The sequence below is a fragment of the Bacillus sp. IT-79MI2 genome (assembly GCF_949768135.1).
GTDB lineage: Bacteria > Bacillota > Bacilli > Bacillales > Bacillaceae_G > Bacillus_A > Bacillus_A pseudomycoides.
The window spans coordinates 605,329-624,029 of sequence record NZ_CATKPV010000051.1 but is presented as its reverse complement, the minus strand read 5'-3'; the positions used below and the strand labels follow the sequence as shown (position 1 = coordinate 624,029).

The 18,701-nt window shown below is 34.0% G+C and carries 21 protein-coding genes and 3 pseudogenes; 7 read left to right on the top strand and 17 right to left on the bottom strand.

The genetic code is table 11. The annotated features are described in order from the left end of the window. Nucleotides 1-135: 135 nt before the first annotated feature. The 5 genes from ACM6HU_RS10030 to ACM6HU_RS10010 form a co-directional block, all read right to left on the bottom strand. Entirely contained in the window at nt 136-678 is a 543-nt protein-coding gene (locus ACM6HU_RS10030) for a DUF420 domain-containing protein (protein WP_033671477.1), read from the bottom strand. 320 nt (nt 679-998) lie between these two features. Beyond that, nucleotides 999-1,310 (bottom strand): hypothetical protein, encoded by a 312-nt coding sequence (locus ACM6HU_RS10025; RefSeq protein ID WP_016115838.1) that lies wholly within the window; start codon nt 1,308-1,310, stop codon nt 999-1,001. Between the two features lie 88 nt (nt 1,311-1,398). Further along, complete coding sequence (locus ACM6HU_RS10020; RefSeq protein WP_016131851.1) at nt 1,399-2,397, bottom strand: BC_2427 family protein; 999 nt, start codon at nt 2,395-2,397, stop codon at nt 1,399-1,401. Between the two features lie 140 nt (nt 2,398-2,537). Continuing rightward, nucleotides 2,538-3,182 carry a CsxC family protein gene (locus ACM6HU_RS10015; protein ID WP_229161852.1) on the bottom strand — a complete coding sequence of 215 codons (645 nt, stop codon included), beginning with the start codon at nt 3,180-3,182 and terminating at the stop codon, nt 2,538-2,540. A gap of 485 nt (nt 3,183-3,667) precedes the next feature. Further along, nucleotides 3,668-3,850 carry a hypothetical protein gene (locus ACM6HU_RS10010; protein WP_088094649.1) on the bottom strand — a complete coding sequence of 61 codons (183 nt, stop codon included), beginning with the start codon at nt 3,848-3,850 and terminating at the stop codon, nt 3,668-3,670. A gap of 442 nt (nt 3,851-4,292) precedes the next feature. Between ACM6HU_RS10010 and ACM6HU_RS10005 the strand changes: the two genes are divergently transcribed. Then, nucleotides 4,293-5,108 (top strand): formate/nitrite transporter family protein, encoded by an 816-nt coding sequence (locus ACM6HU_RS10005; protein WP_016115842.1) that lies wholly within the window; start codon nt 4,293-4,295, stop codon nt 5,106-5,108. Between the two features lie 101 nt (nt 5,109-5,209). After that, nucleotides 5,210-5,482, top strand: a complete 273-nt coding sequence (locus ACM6HU_RS10000; protein ID WP_003199316.1) for an HU family DNA-binding protein — start codon at nt 5,210-5,212, stop codon at nt 5,480-5,482. 319 nt (nt 5,483-5,801) lie between these two features. On the opposite strand, the gene ACM6HU_RS09995 is transcribed toward ACM6HU_RS10000, so the two are convergent. The 7 genes from ACM6HU_RS09995 to ACM6HU_RS09965 all read right to left on the bottom strand — a co-directional run bounded on the left by ACM6HU_RS09995 (nt 5,802) and on the right by ACM6HU_RS09965 (nt 12,065). After that, a complete protein-coding gene (locus ACM6HU_RS09995) occupies nt 5,802-6,107 on the bottom strand; it encodes a metal-sensing transcriptional repressor (protein ID WP_016115843.1) in 306 nt (101 codons plus the stop codon). Between the two features lie 206 nt (nt 6,108-6,313). Beyond that, entirely contained in the window at nt 6,314-7,135 is an 822-nt protein-coding gene (locus ACM6HU_RS09990) for an alpha/beta hydrolase (RefSeq protein WP_016115844.1), read from the bottom strand. Between the two features lie 24 nt (nt 7,136-7,159). After that, the gene (locus ACM6HU_RS09985; protein WP_016131855.1) at nt 7,160-7,978 is read right to left on the bottom strand and encodes an ABC transporter ATP-binding protein; all 819 of its coding nucleotides are present in this window, start codon (nt 7,976-7,978) and stop codon (nt 7,160-7,162) included. A gap of 24 nt (nt 7,979-8,002) precedes the next feature. Further along, a complete protein-coding gene (locus ACM6HU_RS09980; protein WP_016131856.1) occupies nt 8,003-9,025 on the bottom strand; it encodes a FecCD family ABC transporter permease in 1,023 nt (340 codons plus the stop codon). Beyond that, nucleotides 9,018-10,025: a FecCD family ABC transporter permease gene (locus ACM6HU_RS09975; protein WP_033671417.1), complete on the bottom strand. Its 1,008-nt coding sequence runs from the start codon at nt 10,023-10,025 to the stop codon at nt 9,018-9,020. Before ACM6HU_RS09975 ends, ACM6HU_RS09980 begins: the two co-directional genes overlap by 8 nt. A 27-nt stretch (nt 10,026-10,052) precedes the next feature. Continuing rightward, nucleotides 10,053-11,018 carry an iron-hydroxamate ABC transporter substrate-binding protein gene (locus ACM6HU_RS09970; RefSeq protein ID WP_016115848.1) on the bottom strand — a complete coding sequence of 322 codons (966 nt, stop codon included), beginning with the start codon at nt 11,016-11,018 and terminating at the stop codon, nt 10,053-10,055. 288 nt (nt 11,019-11,306) lie between these two features. After that, nucleotides 11,307-12,065, bottom strand: a complete 759-nt coding sequence (locus tag ACM6HU_RS09965; RefSeq protein ID WP_016131858.1) for an exodeoxyribonuclease III — start codon at nt 12,063-12,065, stop codon at nt 11,307-11,309. A gap of 201 nt (nt 12,066-12,266) precedes the next feature. Between ACM6HU_RS09965 and ACM6HU_RS09960 the strand changes: the two are divergent. After that, nucleotides 12,267-13,013: pseudogene (locus tag ACM6HU_RS09960) on the top strand (DNA-3-methyladenine glycosylase family protein); the annotation flags it as partial. Between the two features lie 78 nt (nt 13,014-13,091). On the opposite strand, the pseudogene ACM6HU_RS09955 reads toward ACM6HU_RS09960, so the two are convergent. Both ACM6HU_RS09955 and pepT read right to left on the bottom strand, forming a co-directional pair. Next, nucleotides 13,092-13,358 (bottom strand): annotated as a pseudogene (locus ACM6HU_RS09955) (lactonase family protein); the annotation flags it as partial. Between the two features lie 212 nt (nt 13,359-13,570). After that, complete coding sequence (pepT, locus tag ACM6HU_RS09950) at nt 13,571-14,803, bottom strand: peptidase T (RefSeq protein WP_016131860.1); 1,233 nt, start codon at nt 14,801-14,803, stop codon at nt 13,571-13,573. A 106-nt stretch (nt 14,804-14,909) separates the two neighbouring features. On the opposite strand from pepT, the pseudogene ACM6HU_RS09945 reads away from it, so the two are divergent. Further along, nucleotides 14,910-15,137 (top strand): annotated as a pseudogene (locus ACM6HU_RS09945) (PhzF family phenazine biosynthesis protein); the annotation flags it as partial. Here ACM6HU_RS09945 and ACM6HU_RS09940 read toward each other — a convergent pair. Continuing rightward, a complete protein-coding gene (locus ACM6HU_RS09940; RefSeq protein ID WP_016131861.1) occupies nt 15,127-15,300 on the bottom strand; it encodes a hypothetical protein in 174 nt (57 codons plus the stop codon). The pseudogene ACM6HU_RS09945 and the gene ACM6HU_RS09940 overlap by 11 nt on opposite strands. 141 nt (nt 15,301-15,441) lie before the next feature. Here ACM6HU_RS09940 and ACM6HU_RS09935 point away from each other — a divergent pair, with 141 nt between their 5' ends. Further along, complete coding sequence (locus tag ACM6HU_RS09935; protein ID WP_016115854.1) at nt 15,442-16,086, top strand: YczE/YyaS/YitT family protein; 645 nt, start codon at nt 15,442-15,444, stop codon at nt 16,084-16,086. A 140-nt stretch (nt 16,087-16,226) separates the two neighbouring features. On the opposite strand, the gene ACM6HU_RS09930 is transcribed toward ACM6HU_RS09935, so the two are convergent. Beyond that, entirely contained in the window at nt 16,227-16,616 is a 390-nt protein-coding gene (locus ACM6HU_RS09930) for a VOC family protein (RefSeq protein ID WP_016115855.1), read from the bottom strand. Between the two features lie 224 nt (nt 16,617-16,840). Here ACM6HU_RS09930 and ACM6HU_RS09925 point away from each other — a divergent pair, with 224 nt between their 5' ends. Continuing rightward, the gene (locus ACM6HU_RS09925; protein ID WP_414848130.1) at nt 16,841-18,052 is read left to right on the top strand and encodes a DUF2515 domain-containing protein; all 1,212 of its coding nucleotides are present in this window, start codon (nt 16,841-16,843) and stop codon (nt 18,050-18,052) included. Continuing rightward, nucleotides 17,991-18,425: a CBO0543 family protein gene (locus ACM6HU_RS09920; protein ID WP_016115857.1), complete on the top strand. Its 435-nt coding sequence runs from the start codon at nt 17,991-17,993 to the stop codon at nt 18,423-18,425. Before ACM6HU_RS09925 ends, ACM6HU_RS09920 begins: the two co-directional genes overlap by 62 nt. Here ACM6HU_RS09920 and ACM6HU_RS09915 read toward each other — a convergent pair. Further along, nucleotides 18,419-18,637: a hypothetical protein gene (locus tag ACM6HU_RS09915; RefSeq protein ID WP_016115858.1), complete on the bottom strand. Its 219-nt coding sequence runs from the start codon at nt 18,635-18,637 to the stop codon at nt 18,419-18,421. The genes ACM6HU_RS09920 and ACM6HU_RS09915 overlap by 7 nt on opposite strands. Between the last annotated feature and the right edge of the window lie 64 nt (nt 18,638-18,701).

The window sequence follows — 18,701 nt, the reverse complement described above, 5'->3', positions numbered from 1 at the left end:
CAGTGAAAGTTAGCCCTCACCAATCAGATTTCCCCTCCCCCTACCTTCTTCACCTCTCTTTAAATCTTGAGTTGTGGGATATTACTACCTATGAATAGTGGAATAAAAAAATCCCAGCCCAAAGGCTGAGATTTTTTATTGATAATACGGTGAAATCATTAAGTAAACAATAACACCAGAAAGACTTACGTATAACCAAATTGGCATCGTCCAACGTACAATCTTACGATGACGAGTCAATTGGTTTGTAAAACCATATACAAGCGAGAATAATGCAAGCGGTACAATAATTGCCGCAAGGAAAATATGCGTAATTAAAATAAAGAAGTACACATATTTAATGATACCTTGCCCACCAAAATGCGTTGCTGGTGCTAAATAATGATACGATAAATATGAAACACAAAATAGCAATGTTGTTGTAAATGCCGCAAGAATAAAACCTCGGTGCATCTTTACATTCTTTTTAATAATAGAAAACAATGCTGCCAATAAAAATACAAATGTAAAGCTATTAAAAATTGCATTTAACATCGGCAAGATTGTTACATCAAAATGTACCTTCCCTTTGTAGCCAACAGGTCCAAAAAACAAAAATAAAATAATCGCATTGACAACTACAGAAAGCGTTATCACAATAGGAGCATAGCTTTTCTGATTCGTTGATTGATCTATCAAATTGTTCACTCCCTCTTCCTCTTCTACATATGTACAGTTAACTACACTATTTTAACATATTATTCATAGTGCAAATGTGACAATACTTTGACACACTGAAATCAAACAAAGAAAAAATCCTTCTTAATCATACTTCTTAAGAAGGATTTTATCGCTTTATTATTGAAATAGCAATTCGTTTAGTTTTTGTTAAAAAACATGTCACTATATGCTTGAAAAATCTCTGATACTTGATATCCCATTAAAGAAATTGCTGTTAATGAAAAGAAACCAATCATAAGAAATCGAAACCACATATTATTCTCCTCCTTGTATTTAGCTTATAAACAATACGCTGTATTACAAGTCGGATAGCAATCTCCTTCTTCGGCTTCTTTTTTCTTCACAATGGCTGTTATAAACCGAATCATAAAGAATGTGATAAAAGGAAGTTCCGTCTGTTTTATATTGGCATAGTTGAGCAACGGTTCCCGCTCTAAATCGGACGGAGATGAGAAGGAATAGAACATACCTTGCTCTTCCATGTACACAATAACAATTTTCAAACAAAATAAAATTCCAAGAAATGAAACAATATCTTGCCAATCTGTTGTATACAATACATTATAAAGATCCAATACGTACTCTTCCATTATCACCCCTCCTTCCTTTTTTACCATTTTCCTCGTCCGCATATAAAAAGTCAAGAAAAATGTTTTATATACACTGTGGCAATAGTGATTACATAATTTCCACTTGCACTTCTTGTTCTTGTAATATTTGAACGATTAACTCAAGCACTATTTTTTGCAGTAACTGATACCTAACTAATCCATTACTTTGCTCATTAGAACACCCCATTGTATATTCAATTCGCTGCACAACATAGCCTTCTACCAACAACTTCCCTTTTTCAATTGTTACTGAATTCTCTTTTGATTTTAGAACTTTTTGAGAAAAAAATTTACTATCTGTCAAAACAATTTCTTGTAAAACTTCTTTAATTTCTACTTCTTCTTGAAACATCACTCTTTCTTCTAAACTAATTTCCGTTTTATACTTCCCTATTTCAACTGGCAGTTTCGTCGTTACATAATTACTGCTTTTTTTCTCGTTTCTCTGCTTTAAATTCAAATTGTGTATAGGAACCCATAAAGATTGCTCTAACTGATTTTCCCCGCTATGTTTTATATAATTCTCACTCGAAAATTCTAGAAAAATCCTCTTTTCAAAAAGCTTTGAAGAAATTAAACGACAATATGGCTGTTCGTTATAATGATGTACCGTAGCTAACAACTTTGTATCTAACTCACGAAATGTTTCATTCTCTTCGTTTTGAAATGCAAATACTTCTTCATTCGTACTACTCACAATAGGTGAGATTAAAAAATCAGTCACTTCAGCAATGGTGGAAAATGGTATTTCCACTGTCATGAGACATGCTAATCTTCCTTCTTTTAATTCAGGAGGTGAATTATCTTCCTTCTCGATCTCTGAGAATAGATTTTCTTCCATCCCGATCCCTGAAGGTGAACTTTCTTCCACTTCACTCTCTGAAAATAGATTTTCTTCCATCCCGATCCCTGAAGGTAAACTTTCTTCCACTTCACTCTCTGAAAATAGATTTCCTTCCATCCCGATCTCTGAAGGTGAACTTTCTTCCACTTCCAGCTCCGAGATGATTTTATGCTCAGAAAAAATTTTATCTATCATTTTATTACTAATCCATGGCTTATTCATCGTCAATCACTTCCTAACTGATGAATTGAAAGACTTACGTATTTTTTTAAACCCATAATCGTTTCAACATTATATATGTTTTATAATAAAAAAAAAGACATCAACTTTTATTATAAAAAAAGACGATGTCTGTCTATCTTTCAAACTTGTACTTGCTGTACCTGTAAGATGTTCAAAGTAAGATCTAGTACGATTTTACAAAGTTTGCTACATGACTCGTTCAAATTTGTTAAACATGGTGAAAAATCAAACTCATAAAAATTAGCTCTGACTAATTCACAATACGGTTGTTTATTATAAAAAACTGGATTTCCAAAAGAATTTGTATCTAACTGGGGTAAATAGCCACCCTTAGGATTAATCAAGTGGGATGTAGTATCTAAAAAAGCTACCAATAAAGGCTGTATTATAAAATCACCTGCTGTCAAATCTAGGAATCTAGAAAACGAAATATTAACAATCCGACTATACAATAATCCATTACACTGATCAGCAACATATTCAATGCTATTTCGAATATAGCCCTCTACAAATAATTTTGCTCTTGTGACTCGGCGATAATTGGTACCTAGTACCGACGTAAACGCTACAGGAACTAACTTACAGTGTGTTAAAAATACATTTTTCAACACACGTTTAATTTCGATTGCCAAAGGATCCAATGAAATATTTGCTTCTACAACAACTTGAATTGTTCTCTCTGCTAATACAACCGGGATTTTTACAATTGATGTTGTCGCTGAACTTTCTTCCACTTCACTCTCTGAAAATGGATCTTCTTCTATTCCAATCCATGAGGGGGCATTTTTTTCCACTCCACTCTCTGAAAATGAATTTTCTTCTATTCCAATCCATAAAGAGTCGTTTTTTTCCACTTCACTCTCTGAAAATGAATTTTCTTCTATTCCAATCCATGAGGGGGCATTTTTTTCCACTTCACTCTCTGAAAATGAATTTTCTTCTATTCCAATCCATAAAGAGTCGTTTTTTTCCACTTCACTCTCTGAAAATGAATTTTCTTCTATTCCAATCCATGAGTAGGGGTTTTTTTCCATTCCACTCTCTGAAAATGAATTTTCTTCTATTCCAATCCATGAGTAGGGGTTTTTTTCCATTCCACTCTCTGAAAATGAATTTTCTTCTATTCCAATCCATGAGGGGGCATTTTTTTCCACCTTCAGCTCAGTGCTTATTTTATGCTTAGAAAAAATTTTATCTATTGGTTTATTACCGATCCATGGTTTATTAGCGATCCACGGTTTATTCATCATCAATCACTTCCTAACTGATGAATTGAAAAACATATGTTTTTCAACATTATATATGTTTTATAACACTTATAATCTAATTCATCTTTCATATGACCGAAAAAGGATTTCATTGGGGCATTATCTAGACAGCTTCCTCTACGTGACATAGACTGTCTAATCCCCATCTCCTTTAGTTGTTTCATTTATATTTTATTAAAAATAATTTTACTCATTTCCCGTATCTCACTTTTATCATTGTTTCCATATGTCTATCATTTTTCATAGAATATCCTAACTTCTATCCATTTGTTTTTACCACTAATTGACAAAATTATTCAAATTATATAACATAAATTTATCGACATGATATGCAATGCATGTACTTTTTATTCATATTTTATTGTTGATAAAAGATTCTACAGAACTACTCTAAGTAATTTTTACTTTTACTTACCAAGATGAGTATCATTTTTGGTATTTTTTGTGTTCATTCCGAAAAAGCCTCGTCTTCATGTTCTGAGAACAGAAAATGCTTAATCGAGGGATTTTTCTCGTTCCCCCGGATTTATCAATTTAACCATTAATGAGACAGAAAAACTCATTAATGGAAATGGAGTAATGTATCAAAATATGGAGGGGTTATTTATGTCTGTCTATGCACCACAAGAGATTACTGAATTGGCCGCGAATTCGGGTCAAAAAAAAGCACTTTTACCGCTACTACCTATGTTGATTTTAGGTTTTTTTGGCGGCGCTTTCATCGCGTTAGGTTATTTACTTGATATTCACGTCATTGGAACAATGCCAAAATCTTGGGGTTCCTTTACTAGTTTTCTAGGAGCCGCTGTTTTCCCTATCGGCCTAATTCTAGTTATTCTTGCCGGTGGTGAACTAGTGACCGGTAATATGATGACCGTACCTATCGCTTGGTTTTCAAAAAAAATTCCTTTCTCTAAAGTATTAAAAAATTTACTAATTGTTACAATTAGTAATTTTTTGGGTGCTGTATTTGTAGCTTATTTTTTTGGCCACATCGTTGGATTAACAGAGGGACAATTTTTAGCAAAAACTTTATCTATCGCTCAAGCAAAACTACATGATACACCGTTACAGGCATTTGTCTCTGCTATTGGATGTAACTGGCTTGTTTGCCTAGCAGTTTGGCTCAGTATGGGTAGCAAAGAATTCGCAGGAAAAGTGATTGGTATCTGGTTTCCCGTTATGACTTTCGTTGCAATTGGCTTCCAACACGTTGTTGCCAATATGTTCGTTATACCAGCCGCTATCTTTGCAGGGCATCTAACTTGGATGGAATACTTACCAAATTTCATTGTCGTCTTCTTTGGGAACTTAGTCGGCGGTATGCTATTTGTAGCGCTCCCTTACTTCTTGGCTTATAACAAACGAGAGCAATCAAAAAGCAAAACAACGGAATTAAAGAAAAAATCTGTAACTGCTTAGCAAAAAGAATTTAAGAGAAAACCTATAGTACACTTGTTCTCTTCTCTTTTATACGTTATAATAACAACTTAAATAGCATTATTTACATATGAGGTGAAGATATGAATAAAACAGAATTAATTAAAAATGTAGCACAAACAGCTGAAATTTCTCAAAAAGAAGCTACTGTAGTTGTGCAATCTGTAGTAGAATCAATCACAAATACTTTAGCTGCTGGTGAAAAAGTACAACTTATCGGATTTGGTACATTTGAAGTTCGTGAAAGAGCTGCTCGTACAGGCCGTAACCCACAAACAGGTGAAGAAATGCAAATCGCAGCTTCAAAAGTACCTGCATTTAAAGCTGGTAAAGAACTAAAAGAAGCAGTAAAATAATAAAAAATAGCCTTCTCGCTTATGAGAAGGCTATTTTTTATGTTTAAAATGTTATATTCTTCGTTTATGCTCTCTAATTAATGAAATTAACTCCATTATAAAAAGACTCGTCAAACTTATAATCCTAATTGGATAATTAATAAAAGCCCTTCATGTGAGCTAAATAACATTGGAACTACCCATGGATAAACAACATTTCCAGGTACATTTACTAAAATTAAATTTTAAAATAACACTGTGTATAAAAGTATCAACACAGATAAAAAACTTTTCCATGAAAAAATAAAAAACAAGCTAGATCCAATACTAGCTTGTTCTATCACGCTTTTGAGAATCGTTCAAACACTGTCATTAACTCTTCAATTGCTTCGTCTCCATTACCATCTTTAATAGCATTCGAAACACAATGATTTGTATGATTTTTAAGTATCCCCATACCAACCTTCTTCATTGCAGCATTAATAGCTGAAATCTGCACTAAAATATCAACACAATAGCGATCATTTTCAATCATATTCTGGATACCACGTACTTGCCCTTCAATTCTCTTTAACCTATTCATGATTTGTTCTTTTTCTTTATCCGATCTATGGGTAGTAACCTCTGCTTTTTCATTATGATCCATTTTATCACCTTCTTAAAGTTTATCCTCATCCATAAGGAACAATGCCCCCATGAGTATACCAATTATAGCATTAAACTTACATATGGTGATACCCTATATAAGAATCAAATAACAACCTATATCCTCTATTTATTCGTTACTTATATGACAGAACTCAACTACGAAAGCAATTCCCACACAAGTTCACTTCTACTAAAAAACAACGATTAGAATAAATTGCTTACAAAGCGCAGTGCCTTACTTAAAGCAGTTGGCACTACTGATGCATGATTCTCTCCCTCAGCTTCATAAAATGCAAATCGAAACTTATTATGTTGCAAGTTCATTAAACGCTCAGATAATGCATTTGCATCTTGAACCATATGATCTCTTTCTAATGCTCCCACTGTCAGAAAGACTCCGACTTCAGAACTCGCTCTACTCAGTTCATTTATAAACGCTGCTTCCTTTTCAAGAATAGACTTGTTATTCCACCAAATCGATGGGCTACTGATGAAATAATTTTGAAAAGCATTTATATTTGTAAATAATACATGTAAAGCAAATAATCCACCAAGTGAATGTCCAAATATTGTTTGTCTTTCTTTATCAATCTCAAAATCCTTTTCAATTTGTGGCTTCAATTCATCTTGAATAAATTCTAAAAACTCATTCGCTCCTCCTGACTTAGGCCACGGTTTCCCATCAGGTTTCGGCGGTGCATCCACCGAAGGTGAAGAAGGGGTAAAATCGTAGCACCTTTCAGAAGCCGCAAAAACTCCTTCGATTGGATAACCAACACCAACAATAATCGCTGGTGCCACTCCTGTTTTTTCTGCTCTTACCGATTGAATCTTCATAGCTTCTTGGAACGTTTGAAAAAATGCATTTCCATCTAATACATAAATCACGGGATATCCAGATTCTGGAGCGGGTTGCTTTGGCTTCGAAATATAAATTTGATATTCACGATTTCCTAGTTTCGAATCCATCTTCCACTGCTCTGTATTCGAAATAGTAACATCCTTTTTTTCAATACTAGTATTCATGTGATTCCCCCTCCTTTTATCATTTTAGCTAGTTACATATATTTCAGTATTTTCTTCTTGGAACAGACTATCATAACCGAAACATACAGGAGCACCATTATATGGGTCTATCATGACGCGTGCGTCAATATGAAATACATTTTTTAACACTTCATTTGTAATAATATTTACCGGGCTTCCAGTTGTCACGATTTTCCCTTCTTTCATTGCAATAATCTCATCTGAGAATCGCGCTGCATGATTAATGTCATGTAAAACCATAACAACTGTGCATTTATGGTCTCTGTTTAACCGTTCAATAATTTGCAATACTTCTAATTGATGAGACATATCAAGATATGTAGTCGGTTCATCTAATAATAGAACTTCCGTTTCTTGTGCTAATGCCATCGCTAACCATACTTTTTGCCTTTGTCCACCGGATAAATTTGCAATTTGGCGTTTGCGAAAAGCAGTCGTTTTTGTAATATCCATCGTCCATTCAATAATTTCTTTATCTTTGGATGATAATTTATTTACATTGTTTCGATGTGGATAGCGTCCATAAGAAATCAATTCTTCTACCTTAAGCTCTCCCGGAGCAATTGGGTTTTGCGGAAGTAATGCTAGCTGCTTCGCAATTTGTTTTGTAGGAATTGTAGTTAAATCTTGTCCTTGTAAATACACTTTTCCACTTTTTTGTTTTAAAATTCGGCCCATTGTTTTTAATAATGTTGACTTTCCACAACCATTTGGACCAATAATTGTGGTGACTTTTCCTTTTTGTATTTCTACATTCAAATCACGAAACACCGTGAATTTTTCATAGCTCGTTTCTAAATTCTCAGCGCTTAGAACCTTCACTTTCTATCACTCCTCTTACTCCTCTTACGCCTTTGCTTTGTATAACAAATATAGGAAATATGGTACACCAACAATCGAAATTACAATCCCAACTGGTAATTCAGCTGGTGCAAAAACAGTTTTTGCAATAAAGTCCGAAGTAATCACGAGTAACATTCCAATTGCACCGCATACAGGAATTACATGATTATGATGAATGCCGACCAGACGTTTCGCAATATGTGGTGCCATTAGACCAATAAATCCAATGCTTCCTGAAATAGAAACACATGCACTCACTAACCCAATACTACTTAATAATAAAATCGATTTTTCTCTTTCTACTGAAACTCCTAAACTTGTTATACTCGTCTCTTCCAATTGAAATAAGTCGAGTAAATACGCTTTTCTTTTGATAATTGGAATTAAGATAATGAGCCATGGCAACATAGCAATAATATACTTCCAGTTTGCATTATATATACTTCCCGAAACCCACACAGCAGCCATTTCAAAGTCAGTTGCTTTCATCTTCAATGATACATACATAGAAAATGCTCCGAAGCCTGAACCTATCGCAATCCCTGTTAGCAAAAGACGCTGTGAATCTAATTTTCCACTTCGCCAAGAAAACATATAAATTAATATAGCAGCACCTAGCCCGCCGACTAGACCAAACAATGGCATCATCATAATAGAAATCCAATCTGTGCTTTTCATTTGTCCTTGGAAGAAAAACATAAAGATCACAATTGCAGTACCCGCTCCCGCATTAATCCCTAAAATACCAGGATCAGCTAAACCATTTCTTGTAACCCCTTGAATAACAGCACCTGCAATCCCAAGACCTAATCCTACTAATCCTGCGATTACGATTCTCGGAAGCCTAAAATCAAATATAACTAAATCATGTTCAGGTACAGGGTCAATCCGAAATATTGTTCGAAATACGTCTGTAATCGTAATGTCAAACGTACCATTCGTTAAACTAATATAAATGGCACTCAAAATTAAAAATATAATAATCCCCATTGTCATTACAAAACGCTGACTTGAACCTTTAAGCATGCTTCTCTCCTCCTCTTGTTCGAATTAAATAAAGGAAGAAAGGAATTCCAATTAAAGACGTAACGACTCCTATCGGTGTTTCAAATGGATAATTTACAAATCTACTTAATACATCACATAAAGCTAGAAAAACCCCACCAATTACCCCAGCACAAGGCACGATCCATTTATAATCTACCCCGATTAAAAAGCGAGTAATATGAGGGATAATTAATCCTACAAAACCTATTTTTCCAACTAAAGCAACCGCAGTACCTGTTAAAAATACAACAGATAGAATTGCAGTAGCTTTTACAAGCTTTGTACGCTGTCCTAAATTAATAGAAACCTCTTCTCCTAACGAAAGAATCGTAATAGATTTTGAAATTAGAAGGGCTAAAATAATGCCAACTATACCGAAAGGAATTGTTAACTTAAGTACATTCGGATCCACTTGATCTAATCTTGTGTTATACCAAAAACTAATATTTTGAGAAACTTGAAAATAGGAAGCAATCGCTGCAGAAATACTACTTAAAAATGTCCCTATAACAGTTCCTATAATCGCCAATCGAACTGGTGATAATCCGTTTCGAAGCAGTGAACCAAAACCAAAAACAATTCCTGCCCCTAATGCCGAGCCAAGCATAGAACATAAAATCATACCAACTGAAGACATTCCAGGAAGAAATACCATACACATTGTAATCACAAAAGCTGAGCCATCCGTCACACCCATAATAGAAGGGGATGCAAGATAGTTCCTTGTCATCCCCTGCATAAGTGCTCCTGATATGGCTAGAAATGCTCCGACTAAAAGAGCTGCAACTACCCTTGGTAAACGAGAAGTAATAATAATATTATGATTTACATTTCCTGAATCAAAATGAAACAATGCATTCCAAGCTGTTTCAAAATCGATATTTTTTGCCCCATATAAAATAGATAGCATAACTGTAAGTAAAATAAATATGGGCGCTAAGCATAAAATTATCATTGGTACTGCATTTATTTTCCGCATATCATTCAACGCACCTTACCTATTTAATTATTTAGATAAATTTTTCACTGCTTCTTTTAAAAATGCTGTTTTACTCCAAGCAGTACCACCTTGCGCGATTGGATCAACAGTATTTACAAATACTTTTTTATCTTTTACAGCATTCATACTTTGCCAAATTGGATTACTTTCTAATTCTTCTAATACTTTTGGTTTATCATTTTCGCTTGCCTCATATTGCAAGAATACATAATCCGGATTGATTTCAGCCAGTTTTTCTAGAGAAATTTTTTCTTGTGCTTTTACAGATTTAATTTGTTCTGGAACAGTTAATCCTAGATCTTTATAAATTACAGGATTGAAGTATACTCCTTCTGGATAAAGGTATAAGCTATTCGCTCTTAGTCTTATTACAAGCACCTTTTTATCTTTTAATTTATCTCCAATCTTTTCTTTTGCTTTTGCGGCATCAGCTTTATAATCTTTAATAATTTTTTCTGCCTTATCTTTTTTACCAGAAAGTTCCCCCATCAGCTTTAAATTATCTTCCCAATCTGTTGAAACATGTGATATTGGAATCGTTGGAGCTATCTTCGTAAACTTTTCACCAGCCTCTGGTGGGAATTTTGAACTAGATGTAATTACATCTGGTTTTAATTGAAGTAATGTTTCAAAATTCGGTTGCATTTTCTCCCCGATAGATTTTGCACCTTCTAAATTTTTCGCAACGTTCGCTGGTAACTTTCCACTTACAGTAATTGCTCCTACTGGTTTAATACCAAGTACCGCCGCATCCTCCATTGATTCTAAACTAGCAGTTACAATGTTCGTTACTTTCGCGGGTACTGTATATTCTTTTCCTAAGTATGTAATCTTTCGTGTCTCATCTTTTTTCGTTTCAGTTGCTTTCGATTCTTGTTTTTGTTCGCCTGAGCTTTTTTCCGTGCTGTTACATGCTGCAAGACCTACGCTTAATACTGTAACCATCCCTAGTGTAAATAATTTCTTATTCATGTTTATAAATACTCCTCTCCAAATTTGTAATCTTTAAATATAGTATTTTAGTGAAATATTCTTTCCATGTATCCCCTTACAATACATCTATTTAAAACTGCAAATCATTTATTTCACTTCCCCTAATAATAAATTATCTTCTACTCTTATTAAATGATAATGATTATCGTTACTAATTATATAGTTATAAATGAATTATTTCAAGAATGATTTGAAAAATTTTAACAAAACAAATAAAAAAGCAGTATCTATCCTTCATCCAAGATAGATACTGCTTTTTTATTTTTTCTAAAATTCCATATGTAATTCAACAGGACAATGATCTGACCCCATTACTTCACTATTGATTTTCGCATCAACAATTTGATTTTTTAATCTTTCAGAGACGACGAAGTAATCTAAACGCCAACCAATGTTTTTCGCTCTTGCATTCATACGGTAAGACCACCATGAATAAGCCCCTTCTTGATCAGGGTATAAATAACGATATGTATCGATAAATCCTTCATCCACAATCCGAGTAAATTTTTCTCTTTCTCGATCTGAAAATCCTGGATTTTTCCGATTTGTTTTTGGATTTTTTAAATCGATTTCTTTATGTGCCACATTCAGATCACCACAAAGAATAACAGGCTTCTTTTTATCTAATTGCTTAATATAAGATAAAAAGGCATCCTCCCATTCCATTCGGTAATCTAAACGTTCTAACCCTCTTTTGGCATTCGGTGTATAGAGCGTTAACAGATAAAAACCCTCAAATTCTAATGTAATTAATCTTCCTTCCTGATCATGCTCTTCAATCCCTAAGCCATATGTAACAGAAAGCGGTTCTTTTTTTGTAAAAATAGCAGTTCCTGAATAACCTTTTTTCACAGCATAATTCCAGTATACATAGTACCCTTCAGGATTTAGATCGATTTGTCCACTCTGCAATTTAATTTCTTGTAAACAAAAAATATCCGCATCCGCTTCCTCTAAGTATTCTATAAAACCACCTTTTGCAATAACTGCTCGTAAACCATTTACATTCCACGAAATAAATTTCACTTTTTGTTCCCCCTCTTGATGTCATAGCATTAATACTCGCCTCATATTTTTATTTTCTGCTTACATGCTAACACAAAATAAAGAGACTATCATTTTTTCACCTTTGTAATCTTGCTCTTACATTCGTAAATGCGTACATGTGTACTTTTTTCAGGGCATACTAATTTTGGAGGTGATCCTATGCCAAATGAAAGATTACAATTAGAAACAAGTGTAAATGATGAGGGAAACATCCATGTTCGCTTTTTAGGTGATGAGACACCACCTGAGAAATGGGTTCGCGCTACAGTAGCGAGATATGTAAGAGAATGGTTTGATTTAGATACGGATCTAACTCCATTTTACGATTTAGCAAAAGACGATGTACTTCTGTCTACACCAATCAACGAATATTACGGACTCCGTAATATGGGAATCCCTAATTTATTTGAGGCACTATGTTGGGGTATTCTTGGTCAACAAATTAATCTCACATTTGCATATACGTTAAAAAGACGATTTGTTGAATCCTTCGGCGAACATATCGAATGGAATGGACAGAAATATTGGATATTCCCATCACCAGAGGTCATCGCAAATCTAACAGTAAAAGATCTAACAGAATTAAAAATGACTACGAGGAAATGTGAATATCTTATTGGTGTCGCAAAACTCATTACACAAGGCAACCTAAGTAAAGAATCGTTCATAAAAAGCGGCCTAAAAGATGCTGAGAAAACATTAACCGACATACGTGGTATTGGACCATGGACAGCAAATTATGTTTTAATGCGTTGTCTAAGATTCCCGTCTGCTTTTCCAATTGATGATGTAGGCCTACAAAATGTAATTAAGCTTTTAACAGGATCAGATCAAAAACCAACAAAAAAAGAAATAAGAGAGTATGCTTCAGCATGGAAGAATTGGGAATCCTATGCGACCTTTTATTTATGGCGAGTTCTGTATTAAATTCTTTAACACAACAATTGATAGGTTCATTTCAATAAGTAAAACCTATCTATTGTTCATATCATAAATCAACTGTAATCAATCGTGTAAAAACTTCACGCATACTGGGTCTGGCACTATCACATCTGACTGTAAAAATATTAATTGTCCTGTAGTCTCATTTCTAGAAAATAACACAAGGCTACTAGATTTCTCATTAGAAACAACCATAAACTTTTCAGCAGGATCCAAAACAAAATCTCGTGGCCAATCCCCTTTTGTCGATACAGTTTCAATAAAAGTAAGCTTCCCTAAGTCCTAATTCACACGAAAGATAGCAATACTATTATGTCCTCTGTTTGCTGCTTTTGTATCGAGTATAAATCTGTAAATCCCTTTACTATCACCTCTTGTATACGTGCCTATATATCCAAGAAGTTCATTTTCACTCATAACATACCTCCTTATGGATTCTATTACACCTTACGTTCACTTATAGACAAGTAAACTAAAAACTCACAATTAAGAAATGGCAGCAGAAGAAATCCGGGTAGCTATTATTACCCGGATCTCTTTTTTTATGCCTGCTCTTCAAATAATCGTGCTATTTCTATAATAACCTGAACAGCTTTTTCCATATTATCAACAGAAACGTATTCAAATTTACCGTGATAGTTTTCCCCACCAGTAAAAATGTTTGGCGTCGGCAAGCCCATATATGATAATTGAGAGCCATCGGTCCCCCCGCGAATTGGTTGAATACTTGGTTCAATATCTAGAGTTTTCATCGCTTCATACGCAATATCAACAATTTCCCTAACCGGCTCAATTTTCTCAAGCATATTATAATACTGATCATTCATCTCAAGAATAATATTTTCCTCACCATACTTCTCTTGCATCTGCTTCGTAATATTCGTAATTTTTTCTTTACGAGCCTCAAAATTTTCACGTTCAAAATCTCGAATAATGTAATGAGATTTACTTTGCTCAACTTCACCATTCACAGAAATAAGATGATAGAAACCTTCATATCCCTCTGTATATTCTGGCGCCTCTTCTACTGGTAACTGCGCATGAAACTCCATCGCTAACTTACTTGCATTGAGCATTTTATTTTTTGCTGTTCCAGGATGCGTATTATTGCCTTTAAAAGTAAGTTTTGCACTTGCAGCATTGAAGCTCTCATACTCCAATCCTCCAAGCGGACCTCCATCCATTGTATAAGCGAAAGATGCTCCAAAAGCTTTCACATCAAAGTGAGATGGTCCACGGCCGATTTCTTCATCAGGCGTAAATGCTACTCTAATCTTTCCATGTTTAATTTGTGGGTTATGTAATAAATAATTCATAGCCGTCATAATTTCTGTAAGGCCTGCTTTATCATCTGCACCAAGAAGTGTTGTTCCATCCGTCGTAATCAGGGTATGCCCTTTATATGATGGCAGTTCTGGAAACTGCTCTGGTGTTAAAACAACATTCAATTCCTGATTTAATGTAATTGCCTTCCCATCAAAATTCTCATGAATTTGCGGTTTCACATTCTTTCCTGTAAAATCAGTTGCTGTATCTAAATGAGCTAAAAAACCAATTACAGGAACATCCTTTTCCGTATTGGCAGGAAGTGTTGCCATGACATATCCATTTTCATCCATCGTTACTTCTGTCAAACCAATTTGCTTTAATTCTTCAACTAGTAATTTTCCAAACTCGATTTGTCCTGGTGTTGATGGCACCGTATGACTTTCTTCATTCGATTGTGTATCTATTTTCACATATCTTGTGAATCTTTCTATAAGCTCTTGTTTCAAATTATTTCACTCCTTTTTCATGAATCTCTCTTTATTATAATCCTCATGGCGAAACTTTTTAAAGTTTTTGACTGTAACCATGTCGTTTTTTCATTACATTTAGTATTTCGCACCTGGTATTGGTATACCAGAAGATCCTGTAACAGGAGCTTCAAATGGTGCATTAGCTGGGTTCCTTTATTTAGAAGGCCTTATTCCCCAAAAGGAAATTACACATCTTACAATTGCTCAAGGACATGCAATAGGAAGACCTGAAACTCTTTATGTAACTACAGAACCAAGTACTGATGAGCCTGCAATAAAAGTTGCAGGTGCAGCTGTTGTTACAATTTAGGAAGTAACCTCGCTGAAACACTAGGAAAACTACCACTTTCTACTACTTCTATGAATACTTTGTATTGAAAAACAGACATATACAATGCCCCTTTAAATTTTTTACTATTAATCATACCAATCATAAATATATTATCAATTATTTTCGTTTCTTCACTATTCATTAGTATCATCCCTAAACTAAGATTACAAAAAATATATAAAAGATAATTTTTTTCATTTTCATACAAGAGTACAAAATATTTGTATAACTAAATTTCCACATGTAATATACGTAATTATATATAATATTAGGGGGATTAAAGATGGGACTCACACTCTTTCTGTATTTTCTTTTTTTCTTAGGGTTAACTTTCTTTGGACTCGGAAACGCCATTGCGGTAAAGGTTACATTTCTTGGCTTGCATCCATGGGAAGTTCTGAATATGGCATTATTTCAGCGATTCGGATGGACAATTGGTACATGGAGTGTAATATGTGGCTTATTTCTCGTTCTTGTTTCTTTAGTAGTAGATCCAAAATACATAAACGTAGGGACATTCTTAAACGCACTGCTAATTGGTCCTATTATGGACTTTTTCTTACGACTAAACATTCTTCCTCAGGCCACTCATTATTTGTGGATAAATCTTCTTATTTTACTTGCTGGAATCATAATTACAGGGATTGGGGGCGGCATGTATGTTGCTGCGGGAATTGGTGCAGGACCACGGGATGGATTTATGCTTGCCATTTCGGATAAAACTGGATTATCTGTAAGTCGTGCTAGAGTCATTGTAGAAAGTATTGTGTTAGTAATTGGATATGTACTAGGGGGTCCCGTTTTTATCGTGACATTCCTATACACTTTTATCCAAAGTCCAATATTCCAGCAATCATTTAAAGCATTTCAAATGTTTTTAAATAATTTAGAGAGGAAAAATAAAGAACACGTTAGTGCTAATTTATAAATATATAAATCTTCGTTTACAAAAAATATTGGAGTCTATTTTGAAGACACTATCATCAAAATAGACTCTTATTATATTTAGATTATTATCCACCGAACAATTGAAATAAACAACTTTCGTACTTTATGACAATACTACTTTTATTTCTCTATATGCATGAGTACAATTCTCCATCCATCTGGATCTTCTATTGTAATACCTTTTTCTTTCCAGTATGGATTTTCTGGTTCAATTTCATCATAACCCATTGCATGTAACCTGCTAGTTACTTTTTCAATCTCAGCTTTATTAGTCATATAAAATACAAGTAAATTATCTTTTGTTGGAGCTGGACATGGGCTGCCGTTTATATGTCTTGTAAACTCTAAATGATATTCTGCATCAGGTAATCCAAACATAACTCCATCATAACCTTCATGATTATGGAACTCACCTATCCGTTTTAAGCATAATCCTTCTTCATAAAATGTGATAACTTCTTCAAATTTATCTGTCGGGCGTGCAATTCTAATTTGAACCCAATTCTTCATGCTTTTCTCTCCTTATATTTTTTATGCTCCTACCTGTTAATATAATCGAGTTCCACGTTTATTGAATCCCTCATTCGTATGAAGATGAAATAGTACAAAAGACTTATCGTGCTTATAGTAAAAAATATTACACTGTTTATGTCCCCAAAAAACAGTCCACATTTATTCAGAATATGTGTAATAAAATGATGGTAACCGTTCTATTAAACTATTTGTTGAAATTCATGTTAACAGGAGGAAATAAAATGTATGAAAACAATCGAAAAAGAAAATGGAACGGGTCTTCCAAAGCGATCCCGCTTTCTCTTTTAGATGTAAAAAATGAACTAAAGAAAAAAAGCAAAAGCAGTACCGCTTCCTTTAAAAAGGCTGCATTAACAATAGAAGAAAAAATGCTTATTTATAACATTACAGAACAAACAAAACAACTGAACAAAAATAACGTGACAAGAACACGTGCTTATTATCAGTTTTACCTTCAGCATCCTGAAATACACTGGGCTCTACTTGGACATATGGTATCACGTAATGGCGGTTGGAATATGACAGATTTAAAAGGGGATTTATATACAAGATTGTTATCAGAAAAAGACCAACTTACCTACTACTCTTTTTTAGAACGGGGAAACTGGTTAATCTTCCAAGATGTGTATCCACAATTTTTACTATATGAACAAAGCCTTAAAAGATCTAAAACTCTCTTTTACCTCCTACCCCATCTCAATGTCTCAACGTTTATGGAAACGATGTGGAACCATTTTTGGAAAACGGGCAATCACTATACATTAGCTATAGCAACGATTATTAATGAACAAAGCTATTTAGAAAAAAGAGTCATTCAAAATGATCACTTTAAAAAGACCGTACTAAATAGTATTGGATTTAAGCTCTTTGACTTCTTCCGTTTTAATCATATCCTTTTTCCATACTATGAAGATGAGACCAAACAAAAAATATTGTTATTTGGTGATACAATGAAACACTTTACCTCCTTACATGAACGAATTCTACTAGGCAAACGATTATACTCTTTATTGTTTCGCAACGAACATATATTATCCAAAGTTATAAATTGGGCTCACGATCATTCGCATACTGCTTCACGGAAAGACTACTGGCCTCATTTGTTTTCTGATGTAAATGAGTCATTTTCTCGTGAATTTTATAAACGTAGAATAAAAAAATGTCACCTCAGAAAAGATGCAAATCGTTTATACAGCCCTCAATTAATATACGCATGGAAAGATTTGAAACATGAAAAGGCAGAAAAAGGAGACTGGTTTGAAGACTGGCGTATCGTAGACTATTTCATTGATAAAGGAGAAAATACAAATGGAAAGATTGAGGATGACTATTGTAAAACGATGGAAAAAATTGAGCTTGCAATTCTTACGAAAAAAAATATCCTTCTCAGAGAAGAAGAAACAGAAGAGTAATCACCTAGCATTTATAGTCGCCATCATTTTCTCCTGTTTCATTGGAACATATTTAGACTATCTATTTGTGAGTAAACAAATGTATGCTTTTCCAGTCAGACCATTTCCAAATATGTTTTCGGTCAATATCGCTTTTACATTATTTATATTGCCAACCTTTACTGCTTTCTTTTTACATATTGCCAAAGCTTTATCTACATTCTCAAGAATTCTATTTATTATGCTGATCGGCATTTGTGCAAGTATATCCGAACAATTTGCTGAAAGCTTCGGATTATTCACTCACAACGAAAACTGGCATCATTATTATTCTCTCTTTGGATATATGATTTTCATGTTCTTAATATGGAAGATTTATCGCTGGCTTCAATAATGTGAAACACTGTTAGATAATCCTAAATGAACCCCTCCACTAGTTGTATTAGGCAATAGCTCCCTATTAGCAGTGCTTTCAATAGTTGCATTAAAATTTATACCCTCTAATTTCATATTGCTATGTTGGTTTGTTTCTTTTTCTTTTGAACAGCCATTACACGCAACCAAAATTAAAATGATGATTATATAAAATGGTAATTTCCGTTTCATCTCATCACCTCATTTATATTTTATATAAAGAAAAAGCAAATTAGAAATTAACTTCTAATTTGCT